Genomic DNA, 15963 nt, shown 5'->3' with positions numbered 1-15963 from the left:
TCATTATTTTTCCTTTATCGTATCACAAAAAGAAGAAAAAAAGAAAACAGGACAAGCGAACTCCTTTGGTCGCTCATCCTGCTCCTGCAGAAGAAATGCTGATGCTTTCATTTGATATGCCTTTTGAATTCTTTATTTACTGAAATAAAGAATTCATATGCCTGCTATTTCTGCCGTAAACACCTCATTTGACGTTTTGGTTCGTCGTATACATATTTGTATAGGACACAAAAATCAAGAATCAGTGAAGCAAAACAGAAGCTAAGGTTTTTAGATGAAAAACCAACTTGTCATGCGGTTATTGCCTTTAACAAACACCTCATTTACGTATTGGTCATCAAGTTCATTTCTTCTACATACATTATGATGACCAGTATGCCGATGTTTTATTCATGAGTTGTCTATAGGTAAACATTTCAAATTGTCTTTCGTTTTTGGTACTATAAAGGAAAAAAGAAAGAAAGGAACGAACTGATGTCCCTTCTAACTGTAAAAGATGTAACGGGTGGATATACAAAGAATCCCGTTCTGAAAAATATTTCATTTGAATTAGAAAGAAACCAAATCGTTGGTCTCATTGGCTTAAACGGGGCGGGAAAAAGTACAACCATTCGTCATATTATTGGATTAATGAAACCTCATAAAGGGGTCATTGAGCTGAACGGACGAACCCTTCAAGAAGATCAAGAGGCGTATCGTTCACAATTTACGTTTATTCCAGAGACACCTGTCTTATATGAAGAATTAACGTTAAAAGAGCATTTAGAGCTGACAGCGATGGCTTACGGCCTTTCAAAAGAACAATTAGAAGAACGTCTGCCGTCTTTGCTGAAGGAATTCCGAATGGAGAAGCGATTGAAATGGTTCCCTGCTCATTTTTCTAAAGGGATGAAGCAGAAGGTGATGATTATGTGTGCGTTTCTTGTGGAGCCAGAGTTGTATATTATCGATGAGCCGTTTTTAGGGCTTGATCCGCTTGCGATCAACGCATTATTAGAACGGATGAATGCGGCGAAACAAAACGGCGCAAGTGTTCTGATGTCAACGCATATTTTAGCCACAGCGGAACGTTATTGTGATTCCTTTATTATTTTGCATGAAGGGGAAATTAGAGCGAAAGGAACACTGACAGAACTAAGAGAGCAGTTCAACATGAGAGATGCGACACTCGATGATCTTTATTTGGAATTAACAAAGGAAGAAAGCTATGAGTAAAACAACGCAAACCATTTGGAAATCACGATTAGAAGAACACGTACAAGAAACAAGAAAATATTTAAAATATATGTTCAACGATCATCTTGTGATTGTGCTCATTTTTTTCCTTGCAGGCGGGGCGAGCTGGTACAGTAATTGGCTGAAGCATATTCCAGCTCACTTCCCATCCTATTGGGTCATGGCAGTTGTTTTCTCATTGGTCCTGACTAGTTCTTACGTGCGAACGTTGATCAAAGAGGCAGATCTTGTGTTTATGCTTCCTTTGGAAGCTAAGATGGACCCTTATTTAAAACAAGCGTTTAACTTTAGCTTCATTTCTCAGTTATTTCCTTTGATTGCCGTGTCCATTATTGCACTTCCGCTATATTCGGCTGTCTCCTCAGGCGATCTGATGCTATATGTGCTCATTTTGGCGCAAATGATCTTAATAAAAGGTCTGAATACAGCGATTCAGTGGAGAATCACTTATTTTCAAGGGAAACATGTCAGATGGATTGATGCAGTGATTCGTTTTCTGCTCAATACAATGTTAATGTATACCGTTTTACAAGCAGCTTATGCCATTGCCATCGTCTTTTATCTTTTATATGCTGTCTATCTCATTTATCTAACAAATGCAGTAAAAAAACAGCCCTTTCAATGGGAATTGCATATTTCTGATGAGTTAAAACGAAAACAGCGTTTTTACCGCTTGGCAAACTTATTTACGGATGTCCCTCATTTAAAGAAACAAGTGAAAAGAAGGGCGTATATGGACTGGGTCTTGCAGTTTGTTCCTTATGAACAGCGTAAAGCTTTTTCTTATATGTATGTGAGGGCGTTTTTACGTTCAAATGACTATTTTGGTCTTGTGTTTAGGTTAACGGTCGTGTTTGTGCTCATCCTCTTGTATACAGGTGCAGCAGGCTGGGTGGGGGCATTACTTGTCTTGTTTACAGTCTTTATCACAGGTGTACAGCTTGTCCCGTTAACAAAGCACTTTGCTCATCTGTCGTTACAGGCACTTTATCCTGTGTCTCAGCAAGAAAAAGATCGAAGCTTTTTTGTTCTCGTACGAAATGTACTCATTATCCAGTCAATTTTACTGAGCTCCGCCGTTTTCCCAGCAGGTGGATGGAAGGGAAGCGGACTTGCTCTTCTCATTTCATTGGTATTTGTGCTTGTCCTATTTAAGCCTTACGTACAAAGTAGATTAAAAAAGATGAGATAAGCATTTTTTACAGCGTGTGTATGATGTCACCAAGGAGGGAACTGGGATGAATGCAGCTGAACGGGAACTGTATGAAGAGGCCATTTTTTTTCAAATGCGTTTTTTAAGAAAACCATCCAAGATCGAGCGGTTTTCAAAAGGTGTTCAGCAGCAAGTGAATCGCCGAATCCCTGCTCGATTTCATCAAGTCATCACAAGTGCGGTGAAAACAATGGTTGAATCCACCGTATCAGGAAGCCATTTTACTTCATTTACAGTCATTGATGAACAATTGTCTATTGTAGAGCGAAATGAGCTGGCAAAGGAAAAGGTGACATATTATCAAAAGGCCGCTGCGATTGAAGGAATTGGCACAGGTGCGGGTGGATTGTTTCTCGGAATGGCGGATTTCCCTCTCCTTTTAAGTATCAAGATGAAATGTCTTTATGAGCTTGCCTGTATATATGGATTTGATTTGTCTCAAAAAGAGGAAAGACTCTTTTTGCTTTGTATTTTTCAACTCGCCTTTTCAAGCAGTACACACCGTCAAAAAATGATGAAACTCATTGAAGAATGGGAAACAACCCGGGAAGAAATGGATTGGTATAGCTTTCAGCAGGAATATCGAGATTATATTGACCTTGTGAAGCTGTTTCAATTAATGCCTGTGGTCGGTGCCGCTGTTGGTGGGGTGGCAAATCATCAGCTGACAGGACAGCTTGGTGAAGTCGCACGCCATGTGTTTCACTTGAGAGTGTTGAAAGAATCGAAATAGAAAAGCCGCTGCCCAGCAGCGGCTTTTTTTCATTCATCGTAGGAAAGGACGGCATGAGCGATTACCTTTGCTGCGACAGGCATTGCGTTTTCGTTAATATCAAATTTTGGATGGTGGTGTGGATACACATCTTGGCTGTTTTCTGGCATAGCGCCTGTGTAGAAGAAAGTACCAGGAACATGCTGAAGGTAGTAAGCAAAGTCTTCTCCGCCCATTTGGGTTTCGGCTTCTTTTACTTCTGTGACTCCTTCTGTCTGTTTGGCTATTTCTGCTATATATTCAGTTGGTGCAGGGTGATTTTTGACTGCAGGATAGCCTCTTACATATTCATAAGTATAAGAAGCATCGTGCATGTGGCAGACACCTTTCACCACCTGTTCAATTTCACGTTCAATGATATGGCGTGCACTCTCTTCAAAGGAACGTGCAGTACCTGTCAGCACGGCCGAATCTGCAATGACGTTAAAGGCATTTTCAGCGACAAATCCCCCTACAGATACAACCGCAGAATCAATCGGGTTGACTTTACGGGCCACGACCTGCTGAAGATTGGCTACAATTTGTGAACCGATGAGTACGGCATCTTTCGTCAGGTGCGGCTGTGCGCCATGTCCGCCTTTCCCTTGCACTTGAATAGAGAAACGATCGGCGGCTGCCATAAAGTTCCCGCTTTTATAAAGAACAGTGCCGCATGGCTCTGAGGACCAAAGGTGGGTGCCGAAAATGACGTCAACACCGTCTAAACAGCCATCTTCAATCATTGGTTTCGCACCGCCGGGGGCATATTCTTCAGCGTGTTGATGAATAAGGACGATTTTTCCTTTTAATTGATCTCGGTGCTCATGTAAGATCTTCGCTAAGACGAGAAGTGTTGCTGTGTGGCCATCGTGACCGCATGCGTGCATGACGCCAGGTTTTGTTGAACGGTAAGGTACATCCTTTTCATCATGAATGGGAAGTGCATCAAAATCAGCTCTCAGTGCAATGGTCGGTCCAGGGGAAGCTCCTTCAATAAAAGCGAGTACACCATGTCCGCCTACATGTGTGCGTGTTGGGATATGTAATCTGTCATAATATTGAGCGATGTAAGCAGCTGTTTCCTCTTCCTGAAAAGAAAGTTCTGGATTCATATGGAGATAGCGTCTAATTTCAACCATTTCCTCATAATGTTCATCAAGACGTTCATTGATCCTTTTGTGTAAAGTGGATACTGTCATTGATCCGAAAACCTCCTTTAGGCTCTTTTACTGATTGTATGGTAATTGTTAGAATCTTTCAATAGAAGAGGATGTTGAGAATGATAGAAAAGGTCATTTTACATAAAAGTCGAAGGTTAAGTATGAAGCTTGAAAAAGGGGGAGTGGCATTGGGAAGCTGTCCAAATTGTTCAAAAGCATTTTCTTTCGTCGAAAAATTTCATTTATCGCATACGAGAATGATGCTTTGTCCAAGCTGCCGGCATCAAATCAAAGAAACGTTCGTTTCGAAGATGAGCTTTTTGATGATTTGTTTGATTCCACTGTTGGTACTACTTATTCAGATGAAAGGTGCTTCACCTATGCTCAAATGGCCAATCTTATTAGGATGGATCTTGCTGAATTTTTATGTACTTCAGCCAATCATTCATCGGTACGAGCTTAGAGATAAGCGTTGAAAGCCCAGCAGAAGGGCTTTTTTTCATGAAAAAAAGAAGTGCGAAGAGCAGCACTTCCCAGCGTGTAGACAAACCCTCGCATTCTTTGTCAGTCCTGCGTGCTGGTGCTCACGAATGTCAAATTCGCTCCGCTCCAGTACTCGTCCTTCCTAGGGCTGCAAAGATTTTCTATCACGCTGAAAAGAAGACAAAGGGCTAAAATCAAGTTCATTTTAGCCCTTTGTCAACAATCTAAGAAGTGCGAAGAGCAGCACTTCTTTAATGGTCTATGACGGCATGATAGGATGTCAGATAGGCAGGACGAGAGAAGATGGAGCCAGTATCCTCGTGCGGCTGAAAGAATGCTTCTGACTCTTGAAAGTCTTGAAATAAGTCTTCAGATTCCCAAAGGGTCAATATCAAGTACACTTCTTCATCCTTTTTTGGTCTTAACACACGAAGCGCCTGAAAGCCGCGCTGGTGCTCTGACATGTTTGTTTTTTTCTGAAAGGTGGATTCAAAAAGTGCTCTGCTTTCGAGCTTTACAGGGATATGATTCAGCGTGACAAAGCCAGATTGGACGAGCTCACCTTTTGTATAAATCACATCATAGGCATGGGGGGCTTTAAAGACTGTCTCACCCTCCGTTTCATGAAAAAGAGCCGCTTGTTCCTTACCGACCGTATAAAGCAGATTTTCAAGATGATGTTTTTTTGCGATTTTTTGCAAAAAGTCTGCTGTTCCATATGTAATATAGAAATTCATCTAAACCGCCTCCTGCTTGATAGTATAACAAAAGAATGATATATAATTCTTTGGTAGTCAATCCATAAAACATATTATGAAGCAATACATCCCATACTATCCGTATAAAGGAATGAGGTGACCTAATTTGAAGAAAAAGAAGATAATCATTCCATTAGTCATTGCAGGAAGTACAATCGTGCTTTCATTTATTGGCTATCTGACCATTTTATTTTTAGGACATTATGTCATAGATGAGAAGAAGCTCGTTTTTCACGCTTCCTCGAAAATCATTGATCAGAATGGAAAAGAACTCACAAGCATGTATTCAGAAAATCGGGACCCTGTGTCATTAAAAGAGGTCCCAGATAAAGTGGCGAAAGCTTTTGTTGCTGTAGAGGACAAGCGCTTTTATGAGCACCACGGAATTGATGCACAATCGATTTCAAGGGCGGTTTATCGAGATATATTAGCAGGTGGAAAGGTAGAAGGCGGCAGTACCATCACCCAGCAGCTCGCCAAAAATATCTTTCTCACAAATGATAAAACGTTTCTTCGAAAAACAAAAGAAGTCATTATTGCGATCAATTTAGAAAGAGATTATTCAAAGGACAAGCTGCTTGAAATGTATTTGAATCAGCTTTACTTTGGTCATGGCGTCTATGGGATCCAAGCAGCGGCCAATTACTATTTTAGTAAAGATGTAAAAGATCTCACTGTCAGTGAAGGAGCTACACTTGCTGCCATGCCAAAGGCACCTTCAACGTATTCCCCTGTTCTACACCCAGATAAAAATAAACAAAGACGGGATACCATCCTGAATTTAATGAATGAACAAGGATATTTGTCTTCTACAGAAACAGTTGAAGCAAAAGGAAGAACACTTGGTATTCATTTAAAAAAGAAATCAGAAACCCCTTGGGTGGACAGTTATGTAGATCTCATGATTAAAGAAGCAGAATCACAGTATTCGATTTCGCATGAACAATTGCTTCAAGGCGGCTATACTATTACCGTACCAATCGATATGAATTTGCAAAAAGTTGCCTATGATGCGATGAAAAACAATCGTTATTTCCCGGGAAAAAGCGGGTCACCTGAAGGCAGCGCTGTGTTTATTGACAACGCATCTGGTGGTGTAAAAGCAGCAATAGGCGGACGAGAATATCAGGCAAGAGGCTATAACAGAGTCACAGCTGTTAGACAGCCTGGTTCTGTCTTTAAGCCGATCGCAGTATATGGTCCAGCGATGCAGGAGAAAAAATTCAGACCGTATTCACTGCTTGAGGACAAGGAAAAAAGCTATGACGGCTATTCTCCAAAGAACTACGATGGACAGTACGAAGGCAGGGTCACGATGGTAGAGGCTCTCATGAAAAGTAAAAATACATCTGCCGTATGGACGTTAAGCCAGCTTGGCATCGATACGTCTAAATCCTATCTTGAGAAAATGGGAATGGATATTTCGGATAAAGGACTTGCCATAGCGCTTGGCGGTTTAGAAAAAGGGGTTTCTCCGTTGCAGATAGCTGGAGCATTTCATACATTTGCAAATGAAGGCGTCTATAAAAAGCCGTTCTTCATTCAGAAAATCACGAATGATGATGGTGAAACCGTTGAAAAAAATCGAAACAAAGAAGAACGAGTGTTTAGCGTACAAAATGCTTGGAATATGACAAGAATGCTTCAACAGGTCGTCAAAGGCGGAACCGCTCAGAGCGGATCATACGCTGGAGATTTGGCTGGTAAAACAGGCACAACTACGTATTCCGGTGTCAAAGGGGCAACGAAAGATGCTTGGTTTGCTGGCTACACGCCTAGTACAACAGGGGCAATCTGGATGGGGTATGACAAAACGGATAACAGTCATTATTTAACTGGCGGCAGTCAGTATCCAGTGCAGTTAATGAAAGATATTTTAACGACAGCCCAAATAACCAATGAAACATTCCAAAAACCAGAGGGAATTAAAGAACTTCAATCGCCAATCCATTTAGAAGGACTGTCAGGCTTTGAAGCACGTTATGCATTTAAAATCAAAGGGCTCTTTACATTGGAGCTGTCATGGGATGAACAGGAAGACAAACGCGTTGAATATCGTATTTATGAAAAGAGAAATGGAAGCGAGACCCTGATCGATTCTGTAACAGGAACAAACAGCTACACAATGCCGTATGCAAATGTGTTTTCAGATGCGCAGTATAAGGTTGTTCCATACAATACTCAAACACAAGAAGAAGGCGAAGGTAGTGCTTATATCAAGCCAGAGGCTTTTGGACGTTAATATTCGGCGATTTTTTGAACATTGAGCCGCTTTAGTATACCGAGCCCTGAAAAAGCGGTATAGTAAAAGCAGTGTTTGAGCCTTATACAAAGAGAGTGTGAGGCGAAAGGTGGAATGAAAGGTAATGGGAAAAACGAAGGCTTTTAATGACACGTTCTTAAAGGCGTGCAAAGGGGAAAAAACAGACCATGTACCAGTTTGGTATATGAGACAGGCAGGACGCTCGCAGCCTGAATATCGTGCCCTTAAAGAAAAATACGGGCTATTTGAAATTACGCATCAGCCAGAGCTATGTGCTTACGTAACAAGACTTCCTGTAGAACAATATGGTGTAGATGCCGCTATTTTATATAAAGATATTATGACTCCGCTTCCAGCTATTGGTGTGGATGTTGAAATTAAAAATGGAATTGGACCAGTGATTGACTCGCCTATTCGGACAAAGGCAGATATCCAGCGTCTTGGAGAGCTTCATCCTGAAGAAGACCTGCCGTATGTGCTTGATACGATCAAGCTGTTAACAGAGGAGCAGTTGAATGTTCCGCTGATTGGTTTCGCAGGTGCACCTTTTACGATGGCAAGCTATATGATCGAAGGCGGTCCATCTAAAAATTATCATAAAACAAAGGCGCTCATGTACAGTGAGCCAGAGACATGGATGCTTTTGATGAATAAATTAGCCGATATGACGATCACATACATACGCGCTCAGGTAAAAGCAGGCGTCCGAGCATTTCAAATCTTCGACTCTTGGGTTGGCGCTTTAAATGCAGCAGATTACCGGACCTTCATTAAGCCTGTCATGCAGCGTATTTTCACAGAGCTGAAGTCTGAAAACGTACCAATGATTATGTATGGTGTCGGTGCGAGCCATCTAGCGAAAGATTGGCATGACTTGCCGCTTGATGTCGTTGGACTGGATTGGCGTATGAGTATAGACGAAGCGCGAAAAGAAGGCTTAACAAAAACGTTACAAGGAAACCTTGATCCAACGATTTTACTTTCTCCTTGGGAAGTGATTGAAGAAAGAGCAGCAGCGATTTTAGATCAAGGGATGAAATCAGATCAATTCATCTTTAACTTAGGTCACGGGGTATTTCCTGATGTCTCACCAGACACGTTAAAGAAGCTGACTGACTTTATTCACGATTATTCAGCTAAACATAAAAAAACATCCATCTAAATATTTCAAATGATCTGAAGGAGTGTTGGTTGTGGAGAAAAAGAAAATGGGGCTACTTGTCATGGCATATGGCACCCCATATAAAGAAGAAGACATTGAACGTTACTATACACATATCCGTAGAGGCAGAAAGCCAGAGCCGGAGATGCTGCAAGATTTAAAGGACCGCTACAAGGCAATTGGCGGCATTTCTCCTTTATCCAAAATTACAGAACAGCAGGCAAATGGTTTGTGTGAACATTTGAATGAGATCCAAGACGAGATTGAATTTCATGTATACATTGGGTTAAAACACATCGAGCCTTTCATTGAGGATGCGGTCGCTGATATGCACCGAGATGGTATCACAGAAGCGGTGAGTATTGTCCTTGCACCGCACTTCTCCACATTTAGTGTGAAATCGTATAACAAACGTGCACAAGATGAAGCAGAAAAGCTTGGCCAGTTAAATATCACTTCTGTTGAAAGCTGGTACGATGAGCCGAAGTTTGTGGACTATTGGGTGAAACAAGTGAAAGAGACGTATGCATCCATGAGTCAGGAAGAGAGAGATTCAGCAGTGCTGATTGTGTCTGCACACAGTCTTCCTGAAAAAATTATTGCAGCAGGGGACCCATACCCTGATCAGCTTGCACAATCTGCAAAAATGATTGCTGAAGGTGCAGGAATTGAGCATTATGAAATTGGCTGGCAAAGTGAAGGCAATACGCCTGATCCGTGGCTTGGACCAGACGTACAGGATCTCACGCGTGACCTATTTGAGCAAAAAGGCTATAAAACATTTGTATACGTGCCTGTTGGTTTTGTCGCTGATCACCTTGAAGTGTTATACGACAATGATTATGAATGTAAAGTCGTCACGGATGAAATTGGTGCAGCTTACTATCGTCCAGAAATGCCAAATGCGAAACCAGCATTTATTGATGCACTGGCAGCAGTCGTATTAAAGAAGCTTAATGAAAGCAAGTAATCATATAAAAGAAGGCGATCCTATGCATGACAATCAAAAACACCTTGTCATCATTGGCGGTGGCATCACAGGTTTGGCCGCCGCCTTCTATTTGGAAAAGGAAATTGAAGAAAAAGGCCTTCCTATCCAAATATCTCTTATTGAAGCGAGTCCTAGGCTAGGTGGAAAAATTCAAACATTATATAAAGACGGTTATATCATTGAACGTGGACCCGATTCATTTTTAGAAAGAAAGGTCAGTGGACCCCAGCTGGCAAAAGATGTTGGCCTATCTGATCAGCTCGTCAATAATGAAACAGGGCAAGCGTATGTATTAGTCAATGAAACCCTTCATCCGATGCCAAAGGGCGCTGTCATGGGCATTCCAACTCAAATCAGTCCTTTCATTACAACTGGGCTTTTTTCAGTTGCCGGAAAAGCACGTGCAGCGATGGATTTCGTTTTGCCAAAAAGCAAACAGACAGAAGATCAGTCTCTGGGGGAATTTTTTAGAAGACGTGTGGGTGATGAAGTGGTGGAGAATTTAATTGAACCGCTACTATCAGGCATTTATGCTGGTGACATTGATCGCCTGAGCTTAATGTCTACCTTCCCGCAGTTCTATCAAACAGAACAGAAGCATCGCAGTTTGATTCTTGGGATGAAAAAATCACAGCAGCATGCAAAAGCGCAACAAGTGACAGCGAAAAAGCAAGGACAGTTCCAGACAATCAATCAAGGGCTGCAAGCACTTGTTGAAGCGGTCGAAAGTAAACTCAAGCTGACGAAGATTTACAAAGGGACAAAAGTGACCCAGATCGAAAAAGCCGAGGGAGGTTATGGCGTTCAATTAGACAGCGGTCAAACGCTTTTTGCAGATTCTGCCATTGTGACAACTCCTCACCAATCGATCTATTCCATGTTTCCAAAAGAAGCAGGGCTTGAGTACTTGCATGACATGACATCGACTTCTGTTGCAACAGTTGCACTCGGATTTAAAGAAGAGGATGTTCACAATGAATATGATGGTACTGGTTTTGTCATCTCAAGAAATAGTGATTTCTCCATTACAGCATGTACGTGGACAAATAAGAAATGGCCTCACACTGCACCTAAAGGAAAAACATTGCTTCGTGCATATGTTGGGAAAGCTGGCGATGAATCAATTGTTGAACAGTCTGATCATCAAATCGTGAGCATCGTGCTGGAGGATTTGAAGAAGATCATGGATATTAAAGCAGATCCAGAGCTGACGACAGTGACTCGCTGGAAAACAAGCATGCCGCAATATCATGTGGGTCATCAAAAACAGATTTCGACGATGCGAGAAACGTTTAAGCAATCATATCCTGGTATTTATATCACGGGTGCTGCATTTGAAGGTGTTGGGATTCCTGATTGTATTGATCAAGGAAAAGCTGCCATCTCAGAAGCTGTATCTTATCTATTTTCATAAAAAACAAACTCCCTTTTCTGTCATGGAAAGGGAGTTTTTCATGTTCGTATGTTTAGAAAAGAGTGGTGAATAATAAAATTGAACAAAGTTGTTGCATCTGAAGAAAAGGATGTGGTATATTATTTTCTGTACTTAATGACCGAAACGTTCAAATAGTCATTTTGGGAGTGAGATCATGAGTGTTGATAGGAGACAAATGATTTTAGATGGAGCAACAAAGGCATTTACTCAGTTCGGGTATAAAGCCACGACAATGGACCTTGTAGCAAAGCTTGCCAACGTCGGAAAAGGAACGATTTATACCTTTTTCAAAAACAAAGAAGAGCTGTTCGATGAAATTTTCACATCACTGTTAATGGAGATGAAGAAAATTGCAGATGAAGCAATAGATGAGAAGAATAGTTTCTCAGAAAACCTTCATTTAGCACTCTTTGCAATATTAGAATTTCGAAAAAACCACCAGCTTACAATTAAAATCTTTCAGGAAAATGCGGAGCTTGGCACATCAGCAGTGAAAGAAATGATTGAAAAAATGGAGCAGATGATCATTCGCTATATTAAAACAAAAGTAAAAGAAGCGATTGAAAAAGGCGACATTAAGCCCTGTGATCCTGAATTGACGGCATTTGTGATGGTGAAACTATATATTGCACTTATTTTTGACTGGGAAAAGCGATATGAGCCTTTAACAAAAGAAGAGGTCGCTGAATCGCTCGAGCTTTATGTACTAAAAGGACTGTCTGCAACAACATAATTTTTTTTGAGTTCAAATGACCGAATTCTTAATTTAGTCATTCATCAATGGGAGGAAAACAGCAATGAATGTAATTCGGAATCAATGGAAAGACATTGTGACGAGCAAAAAACTACTGATCCCGATTTTAGCTGTCTTATTTATTCCACTGATTTATAGTGGTGTATTTTTAAAAGCTTACTGGGATCCATATGGTACAGTTGATCAATTACCTGTAGCGGTTGTCAACTTGGATGAAGGCAGTCATTATGACGGCAAAACCCTTCAAGTAGGCGATGATTTAGTGAAGGAATTGAAGAAAAACGATAGTTTTAAATGGCATTTTGTTGATAGTGAAGAAAAGGCCATCAAAGGGTTAAATAACGAAGACTATTATCTTGTCGTTGAGATTCCGAAAGATTTCTCGAAAAATGCGAGTACAGTACTAGACAAACATCCGAAAAAATCGAATCTGAAATATTATACGAATCCAGGCGCAAACTATGCTGCGTCTCAAATTGCGAATAACGCCATTATCAAATTAAAAGATTCGGTTTCAAAGGAAGTCACAGAAAATTATGCAGAGGTCATCTTTGATAACTTCAAAACGATTGCAAAAGGATTAGATCAAGCAAGCGATGGAGCGAAGAAAATTGATGACGGAACAAAAAGCGCAAAAGACGGTAGCCAAAAGTTAAAAGACAATCTGGCGAAATTGGCAGAAGGAACGTTAACGTATAGCGAAGGTGTTCATCAGTTTGCAGGAAAAATGGGTGAACTGAACACTGGAATTCAATCTCTTGATAGCGGTCTTGGTCAGCTCTTAACAGGCTATCAAACGATTGATCAGAAATTTGGTGAGCTTGGCACAGGAATTGATACATTGACCGAAGGGTTAAACACAAGCCGTGAAGGACATGAGCAGCTTTCTTCTAAAATGCCGCAATTTACAGCAGGCATTGAGCAGCTGAACAATAAAGCACAGTCATTTTCAGAAAAAATCGCTGCTGTGGAGAAAGTATTGTCTTCACCTGAATTAGCGAATCTTGAAAAGATGGCGCCTAAGATTGATCAGGTGAAAAAAGATGCAAAAACGTTTAGTACCAAACTTGCTTCTTTAAAAGAAGCATTATCTAATCGAGATGCAAAAGTAAAAAGTATTATTCAAAACAGCTCGATGACAGATGAAGAGAAAAAGGCGGCAATGGATCAGCTAGACAGTCTTCCTACAATCGAACTGCCTGATATGTCTGGTCTTGAGCAAAGCTTAGCGGCGCTGCAGGAACTGCCTGACGCAAGTGAAGTTCAGTCTGCGGTTGCATCTGCAAAAGCACAGCTACAGCAAGTCAAGCAGCTGCCAGAGAAAACAGAACAGCTGTATACATCGACAGTCGCCATACAAAATGCGATTGATCAAATGACATCCGGTACGAATAAATTGTATCAAGGTGCACTGAAGCTTCAAACGGGCCAAGGGAAATTACAAGATGGCCTGCAAACAGCAAATGGAAAGCTTGATACAGCGAAAAGTGGTGCGGATAAACTGGCAAATGGTTCAAGCCAGCTTAGTGCAGCATTGAATAAACTAGAAAGTGGATCAGCGAGTATCCAAAGCAACTCATCTAAACTGGCTGAAGGGTCAAAATCCCTTGATAAAGGATTAGGTGACTTAAAAAGCGGGACTGGAGAGCTTTCTGATAAGCTAAAAAGCGCTGCAGATGAAACAGGAGACATTGATGCGGGGCAGGACAATTACAATATGATTGCAAGCCCAGTCAAAACAGAGAATGATACAGCGAAAAAAATTGATAACTATGGAACAGGGCTCACACCATATATTTTATCAATGGGACTCTTTGTTGGAGCTCTTATGCTGACTGTTGTATTCCCAATGAAAGATCCTGCAGGACGCCCTAGAAATGCGTTTGAATGGTTTGTCAGCAAATATAGTGTGCTTCTCTTAGTCGGTATCTTGCAGGCAGTGATTGCAAGCTCTATGCTCATCTTTGGACTTGGACTTGAGGTGGAAAGCCTCTGGCGCTTCTATCTCTTTGCGATCATCGTCAGTCTGACATTCCTAGCGATCATTCAGCTTCTTGCGACGACAATGGGGAATCCAGGTCGCTTCATTGCCGTCATTATCTTGGTTCTTCAGCTTGCAGCAAGTGCGGGTACATTCCCGCTAGAGCTTGTACCAAAATTCTTCCAAGTCATTCACAGTCTGCTTCCAATGACGTATACCATCAACGGATTTAGAACGATCATTGCAAGCGGTGATAACAGTTATTTATGGCACCAAGCAGCGATTCTTGGAACAGTAGCCATCATCATGATGGCTGCAACAACAGCATACTTTGCTTGGAACATAAGAAAAATGAAACAAGAAGAAGCTTAATCAAAAAAACCTTTCTCTTCCATGAGAAAGGTTTTCAGCGTGTAGACAAACCCTCGCATGCGGTGTCAGTCCTGCGCTTCGGTGCTCACGAATGTTAAATTCGCTCCGCCCCGATGCTCGTCCTTCCTAGCATGCAAAGGTTTTCTATCACGCTGAAAAGAAGACAAAGGGCTAAAATCAAGTTCATTTTAGCCCTTTGTCAACAATCTGAAACCTTTCTCTTCCATGAGAAAGGTTTTTTTGATTAGAAATTAGACATCAGGAACCCGAAGCGATATATTTTAAGAAGGATGCTGAAAAAAGGCATGCTTGGAAAGAATTTCTTTTAGATGAAGGAGGATATGCCGAATGACAACGGAAGTAAATGAAACGGTTCAGCTTATTCAAAAGCTTGTGTCAATCCCAAGTCCATCAGGAAATACTGAGAAAGTGATTGGCTTTGTCGAACGTTTTTTACAAGATTTACATATTGAAACGAAGCGAAATCGAAAAGGCGGATTAATTGCCACCCTAAAAGGAACAGATGACAAGGAACACCGCATGCTGACAGCACATGTCGATACGCTCGGTGCGATGGTCAAAGAAATTAAATCAAATGGCCGGCTGCGTCTTGCACTCATTGGAGGCTTTCAATATAACTCGATAGAAGGCGAGTATTGTGAAATTGAAACAGTAACAGGCCGTACATACACAGGTACCATTCTGATGCATCAAACGTCCGTTCACGTATATGAGGATGCTGGAAAAGCGAAGCGAAATCAAGAAAATATGGAGATTCGCTTAGATGAGAAAGTGAAAAATGCAGACGATGTGCAAGCACTCGGCATTCAAGTAGGAGACTTTATCTCATTTGATCCTAGAGTGGAAGTGACATCTTCAGGTTTTATTAAATCAAGACACCTTGATGATAAGGCAAGTGTGGCGTTGTTGCTGAGATTGATTCACCGCATTCAAACAGAGAACATCACATTGCCGCATACGACACATTTCTTAATTTCAAATAATGAAGAAATCGGATACGGTGGGAACTCGAATATCCCGGAAGAAACGGTGGAATATTTGGCCGTTGATATGGGAGCCATCGGTGATGGTCAATCAACCGATGAATACAGTGTGTCGATATGTGTGAAGGATTCTAGCGGTCCTTATCACTATGGTCTGCGCAAACATTTAGCAGCATTAGCTGAGGCAAATAAGATCGATTACCGCCTTGATATTTACCCTTATTATGGCTCAGATGCGTCGGCAGCGATTCGAGCAGGGCATGATATCATTCATGGACTGATTGGACCTGGCATTGACTCTTCGCATGCCTTTGAAAGAACCCATGAAGACTCATTGATTCATACAGCCAATCTTCTGTACCACTATGTTCAAAGCAAATTAATCACAGCATAAAAAAAG

At 41.3% G+C, this 15963-nt stretch carries 13 protein-coding genes; 11 read left to right on the top strand and 2 right to left on the bottom strand.

Annotated elements, in window-relative coordinates:
• Positions 1-474 precede the first annotated feature (474 nt).
• Genes LCD32_RS01045 through LCD32_RS01035 form a run of 3 tightly spaced genes read left to right on the top strand, consistent with a single transcriptional unit; the run spans position 475 to position 3182 of the window.
• Entirely contained in the window at positions 475-1215 is a 741-nt protein-coding gene (locus LCD32_RS01045) for an ABC transporter ATP-binding protein (RefSeq protein WP_008348877.1), read from the top strand.
• Complete coding sequence (locus tag LCD32_RS01040) at positions 1208-2428, top strand: ABC transporter permease (RefSeq protein WP_017360312.1); 1221 nt, start codon at positions 1208-1210, stop codon at positions 2426-2428. Before LCD32_RS01045 ends, LCD32_RS01040 begins: the two co-directional genes overlap by 8 nt.
• A 46-nt stretch (positions 2429-2474) precedes the next feature.
• Positions 2475-3182 carry an EcsC family protein gene (locus LCD32_RS01035; RefSeq protein ID WP_017360311.1) on the top strand — a complete coding sequence of 236 codons (708 nt, stop codon included), beginning with the start codon at positions 2475-2477 and terminating at the stop codon, positions 3180-3182.
• Positions 3183-3211: 29 nt separating this feature from the next.
• Here LCD32_RS01035 and LCD32_RS01030 read toward each other — a convergent pair whose 3' ends face one another.
• Complete coding sequence (locus LCD32_RS01030; protein ID WP_060780936.1) at positions 3212-4399, bottom strand: M20 family metallopeptidase; 1188 nt, start codon at positions 4397-4399, stop codon at positions 3212-3214.
• Positions 4400-4542: 143 nt separating this feature from the next.
• Between LCD32_RS01030 and LCD32_RS01025 the strand changes: the two genes are divergently transcribed.
• Positions 4543-4836 carry a hypothetical protein gene (locus LCD32_RS01025; protein ID WP_224562986.1) on the top strand — a complete coding sequence of 98 codons (294 nt, stop codon included), beginning with the start codon at positions 4543-4545 and terminating at the stop codon, positions 4834-4836.
• Positions 4837-5094: 258 nt separating this feature from the next.
• Here the strand turns inward: LCD32_RS01025 and LCD32_RS01020 are convergent, their stop codons facing one another.
• A complete protein-coding gene (locus LCD32_RS01020) occupies positions 5095-5580 on the bottom strand; it encodes an antibiotic biosynthesis monooxygenase family protein (protein ID WP_007497177.1) in 486 nt (161 codons plus the stop codon).
• 127 nt (positions 5581-5707) lie between these two features.
• Here LCD32_RS01020 and LCD32_RS01015 point away from each other — a divergent pair, with 127 nt between their 5' ends.
• From LCD32_RS01015 to LCD32_RS00985, 7 genes are all read left to right on the top strand, one after another.
• Positions 5708-7843 carry a transglycosylase domain-containing protein gene (locus LCD32_RS01015; protein ID WP_017360307.1) on the top strand — a complete coding sequence of 712 codons (2136 nt, stop codon included), beginning with the start codon at positions 5708-5710 and terminating at the stop codon, positions 7841-7843.
• Positions 7844-7967: 124 nt separating this feature from the next.
• Positions 7968-9026, top strand: a complete 1059-nt coding sequence (gene hemE, locus LCD32_RS01010) for a uroporphyrinogen decarboxylase (RefSeq protein WP_025207037.1) — start codon at positions 7968-7970, stop codon at positions 9024-9026.
• Between the two features lie 31 nt (positions 9027-9057).
• Positions 9058-9996, top strand: a complete 939-nt coding sequence (gene hemH, locus LCD32_RS01005) for a ferrochelatase (RefSeq protein WP_035703469.1) — start codon at positions 9058-9060, stop codon at positions 9994-9996.
• Between the two features lie 22 nt (positions 9997-10018).
• A complete protein-coding gene (gene hemY / locus LCD32_RS01000; RefSeq protein ID WP_008348859.1) occupies positions 10019-11431 on the top strand; it encodes a protoporphyrinogen oxidase in 1413 nt (470 codons plus the stop codon).
• A gap of 175 nt (positions 11432-11606) precedes the next feature.
• On the top strand, positions 11607-12185 hold the full coding sequence (locus LCD32_RS00995) for a TetR/AcrR family transcriptional regulator (RefSeq protein ID WP_026050070.1): 579 nt from the start codon (positions 11607-11609) through the stop codon (positions 12183-12185).
• Between the two features lie 64 nt (positions 12186-12249).
• Positions 12250-14559: a YhgE/Pip domain-containing protein gene (locus LCD32_RS00990; protein WP_224562576.1), complete on the top strand. Its 2310-nt coding sequence runs from the start codon at positions 12250-12252 to the stop codon at positions 14557-14559.
• A 348-nt stretch (positions 14560-14907) separates the two neighbouring features.
• A complete protein-coding gene (locus tag LCD32_RS00985; protein WP_035703473.1) occupies positions 14908-15957 on the top strand; it encodes a M42 family metallopeptidase in 1050 nt (349 codons plus the stop codon).
• Positions 15958-15963: the final 6 nt, after the last annotated feature.

Origin of the sequence: Bacillus sp. RSS_NA_20 (genome assembly GCF_020165915.1) — a bacterium.
In the GTDB taxonomy this organism is placed as follows: domain Bacteria; phylum Bacillota; class Bacilli; order Bacillales; family Bacillaceae; genus Bacillus; species Bacillus altitudinis.
Note: the sequence above shows the minus strand (reverse complement) of the source record. Positions and strands in the feature narration are given on the sequence as shown.

What these genes read in the sequence shown, in the direction of transcription:
- LCD32_RS00995 (WP_026050070.1), top strand. Translation starts at nt 11,607, where the DNA reads ATGAGTGTTGATAGGAGACAAATGATTTTAGATGGAGCAACAAAGGCA.
- hemE (WP_025207037.1), top strand. Translation starts at nt 7,968, where the DNA reads ATGGGAAAAACGAAGGCTTTTAATGACACGTTCTTAAAGGCGTGCAAA.
- LCD32_RS00985 (WP_035703473.1), top strand. Translation starts at nt 14,908, where the DNA reads ATGACAACGGAAGTAAATGAAACGGTTCAGCTTATTCAAAAGCTTGTG.
- LCD32_RS01040 (WP_017360312.1), top strand. Translation starts at nt 1,208, where the DNA reads ATGAGTAAAACAACGCAAACCATTTGGAAATCACGATTAGAAGAACAC.
- LCD32_RS01030 (WP_060780936.1), bottom strand. Translation starts at nt 4,399, where the DNA reads ATGACAGTATCCACTTTACACAAAAGGATCAATGAACGTCTTGATGAA.
- LCD32_RS01045 (WP_008348877.1), top strand. Translation starts at nt 475, where the DNA reads ATGTCCCTTCTAACTGTAAAAGATGTAACGGGTGGATATACAAAGAAT.
- hemY (WP_008348859.1), top strand. Translation starts at nt 10,019, where the DNA reads ATGCATGACAATCAAAAACACCTTGTCATCATTGGCGGTGGCATCACA.
- LCD32_RS01020 (WP_007497177.1), bottom strand. Translation starts at nt 5,580, where the DNA reads ATGAATTTCTATATTACATATGGAACAGCAGACTTTTTGCAAAAAATC.
- LCD32_RS00990 (WP_224562576.1), top strand. Translation starts at nt 12,250, where the DNA reads ATGAATGTAATTCGGAATCAATGGAAAGACATTGTGACGAGCAAAAAA.
- LCD32_RS01035 (WP_017360311.1), top strand. Translation starts at nt 2,475, where the DNA reads ATGAATGCAGCTGAACGGGAACTGTATGAAGAGGCCATTTTTTTTCAA.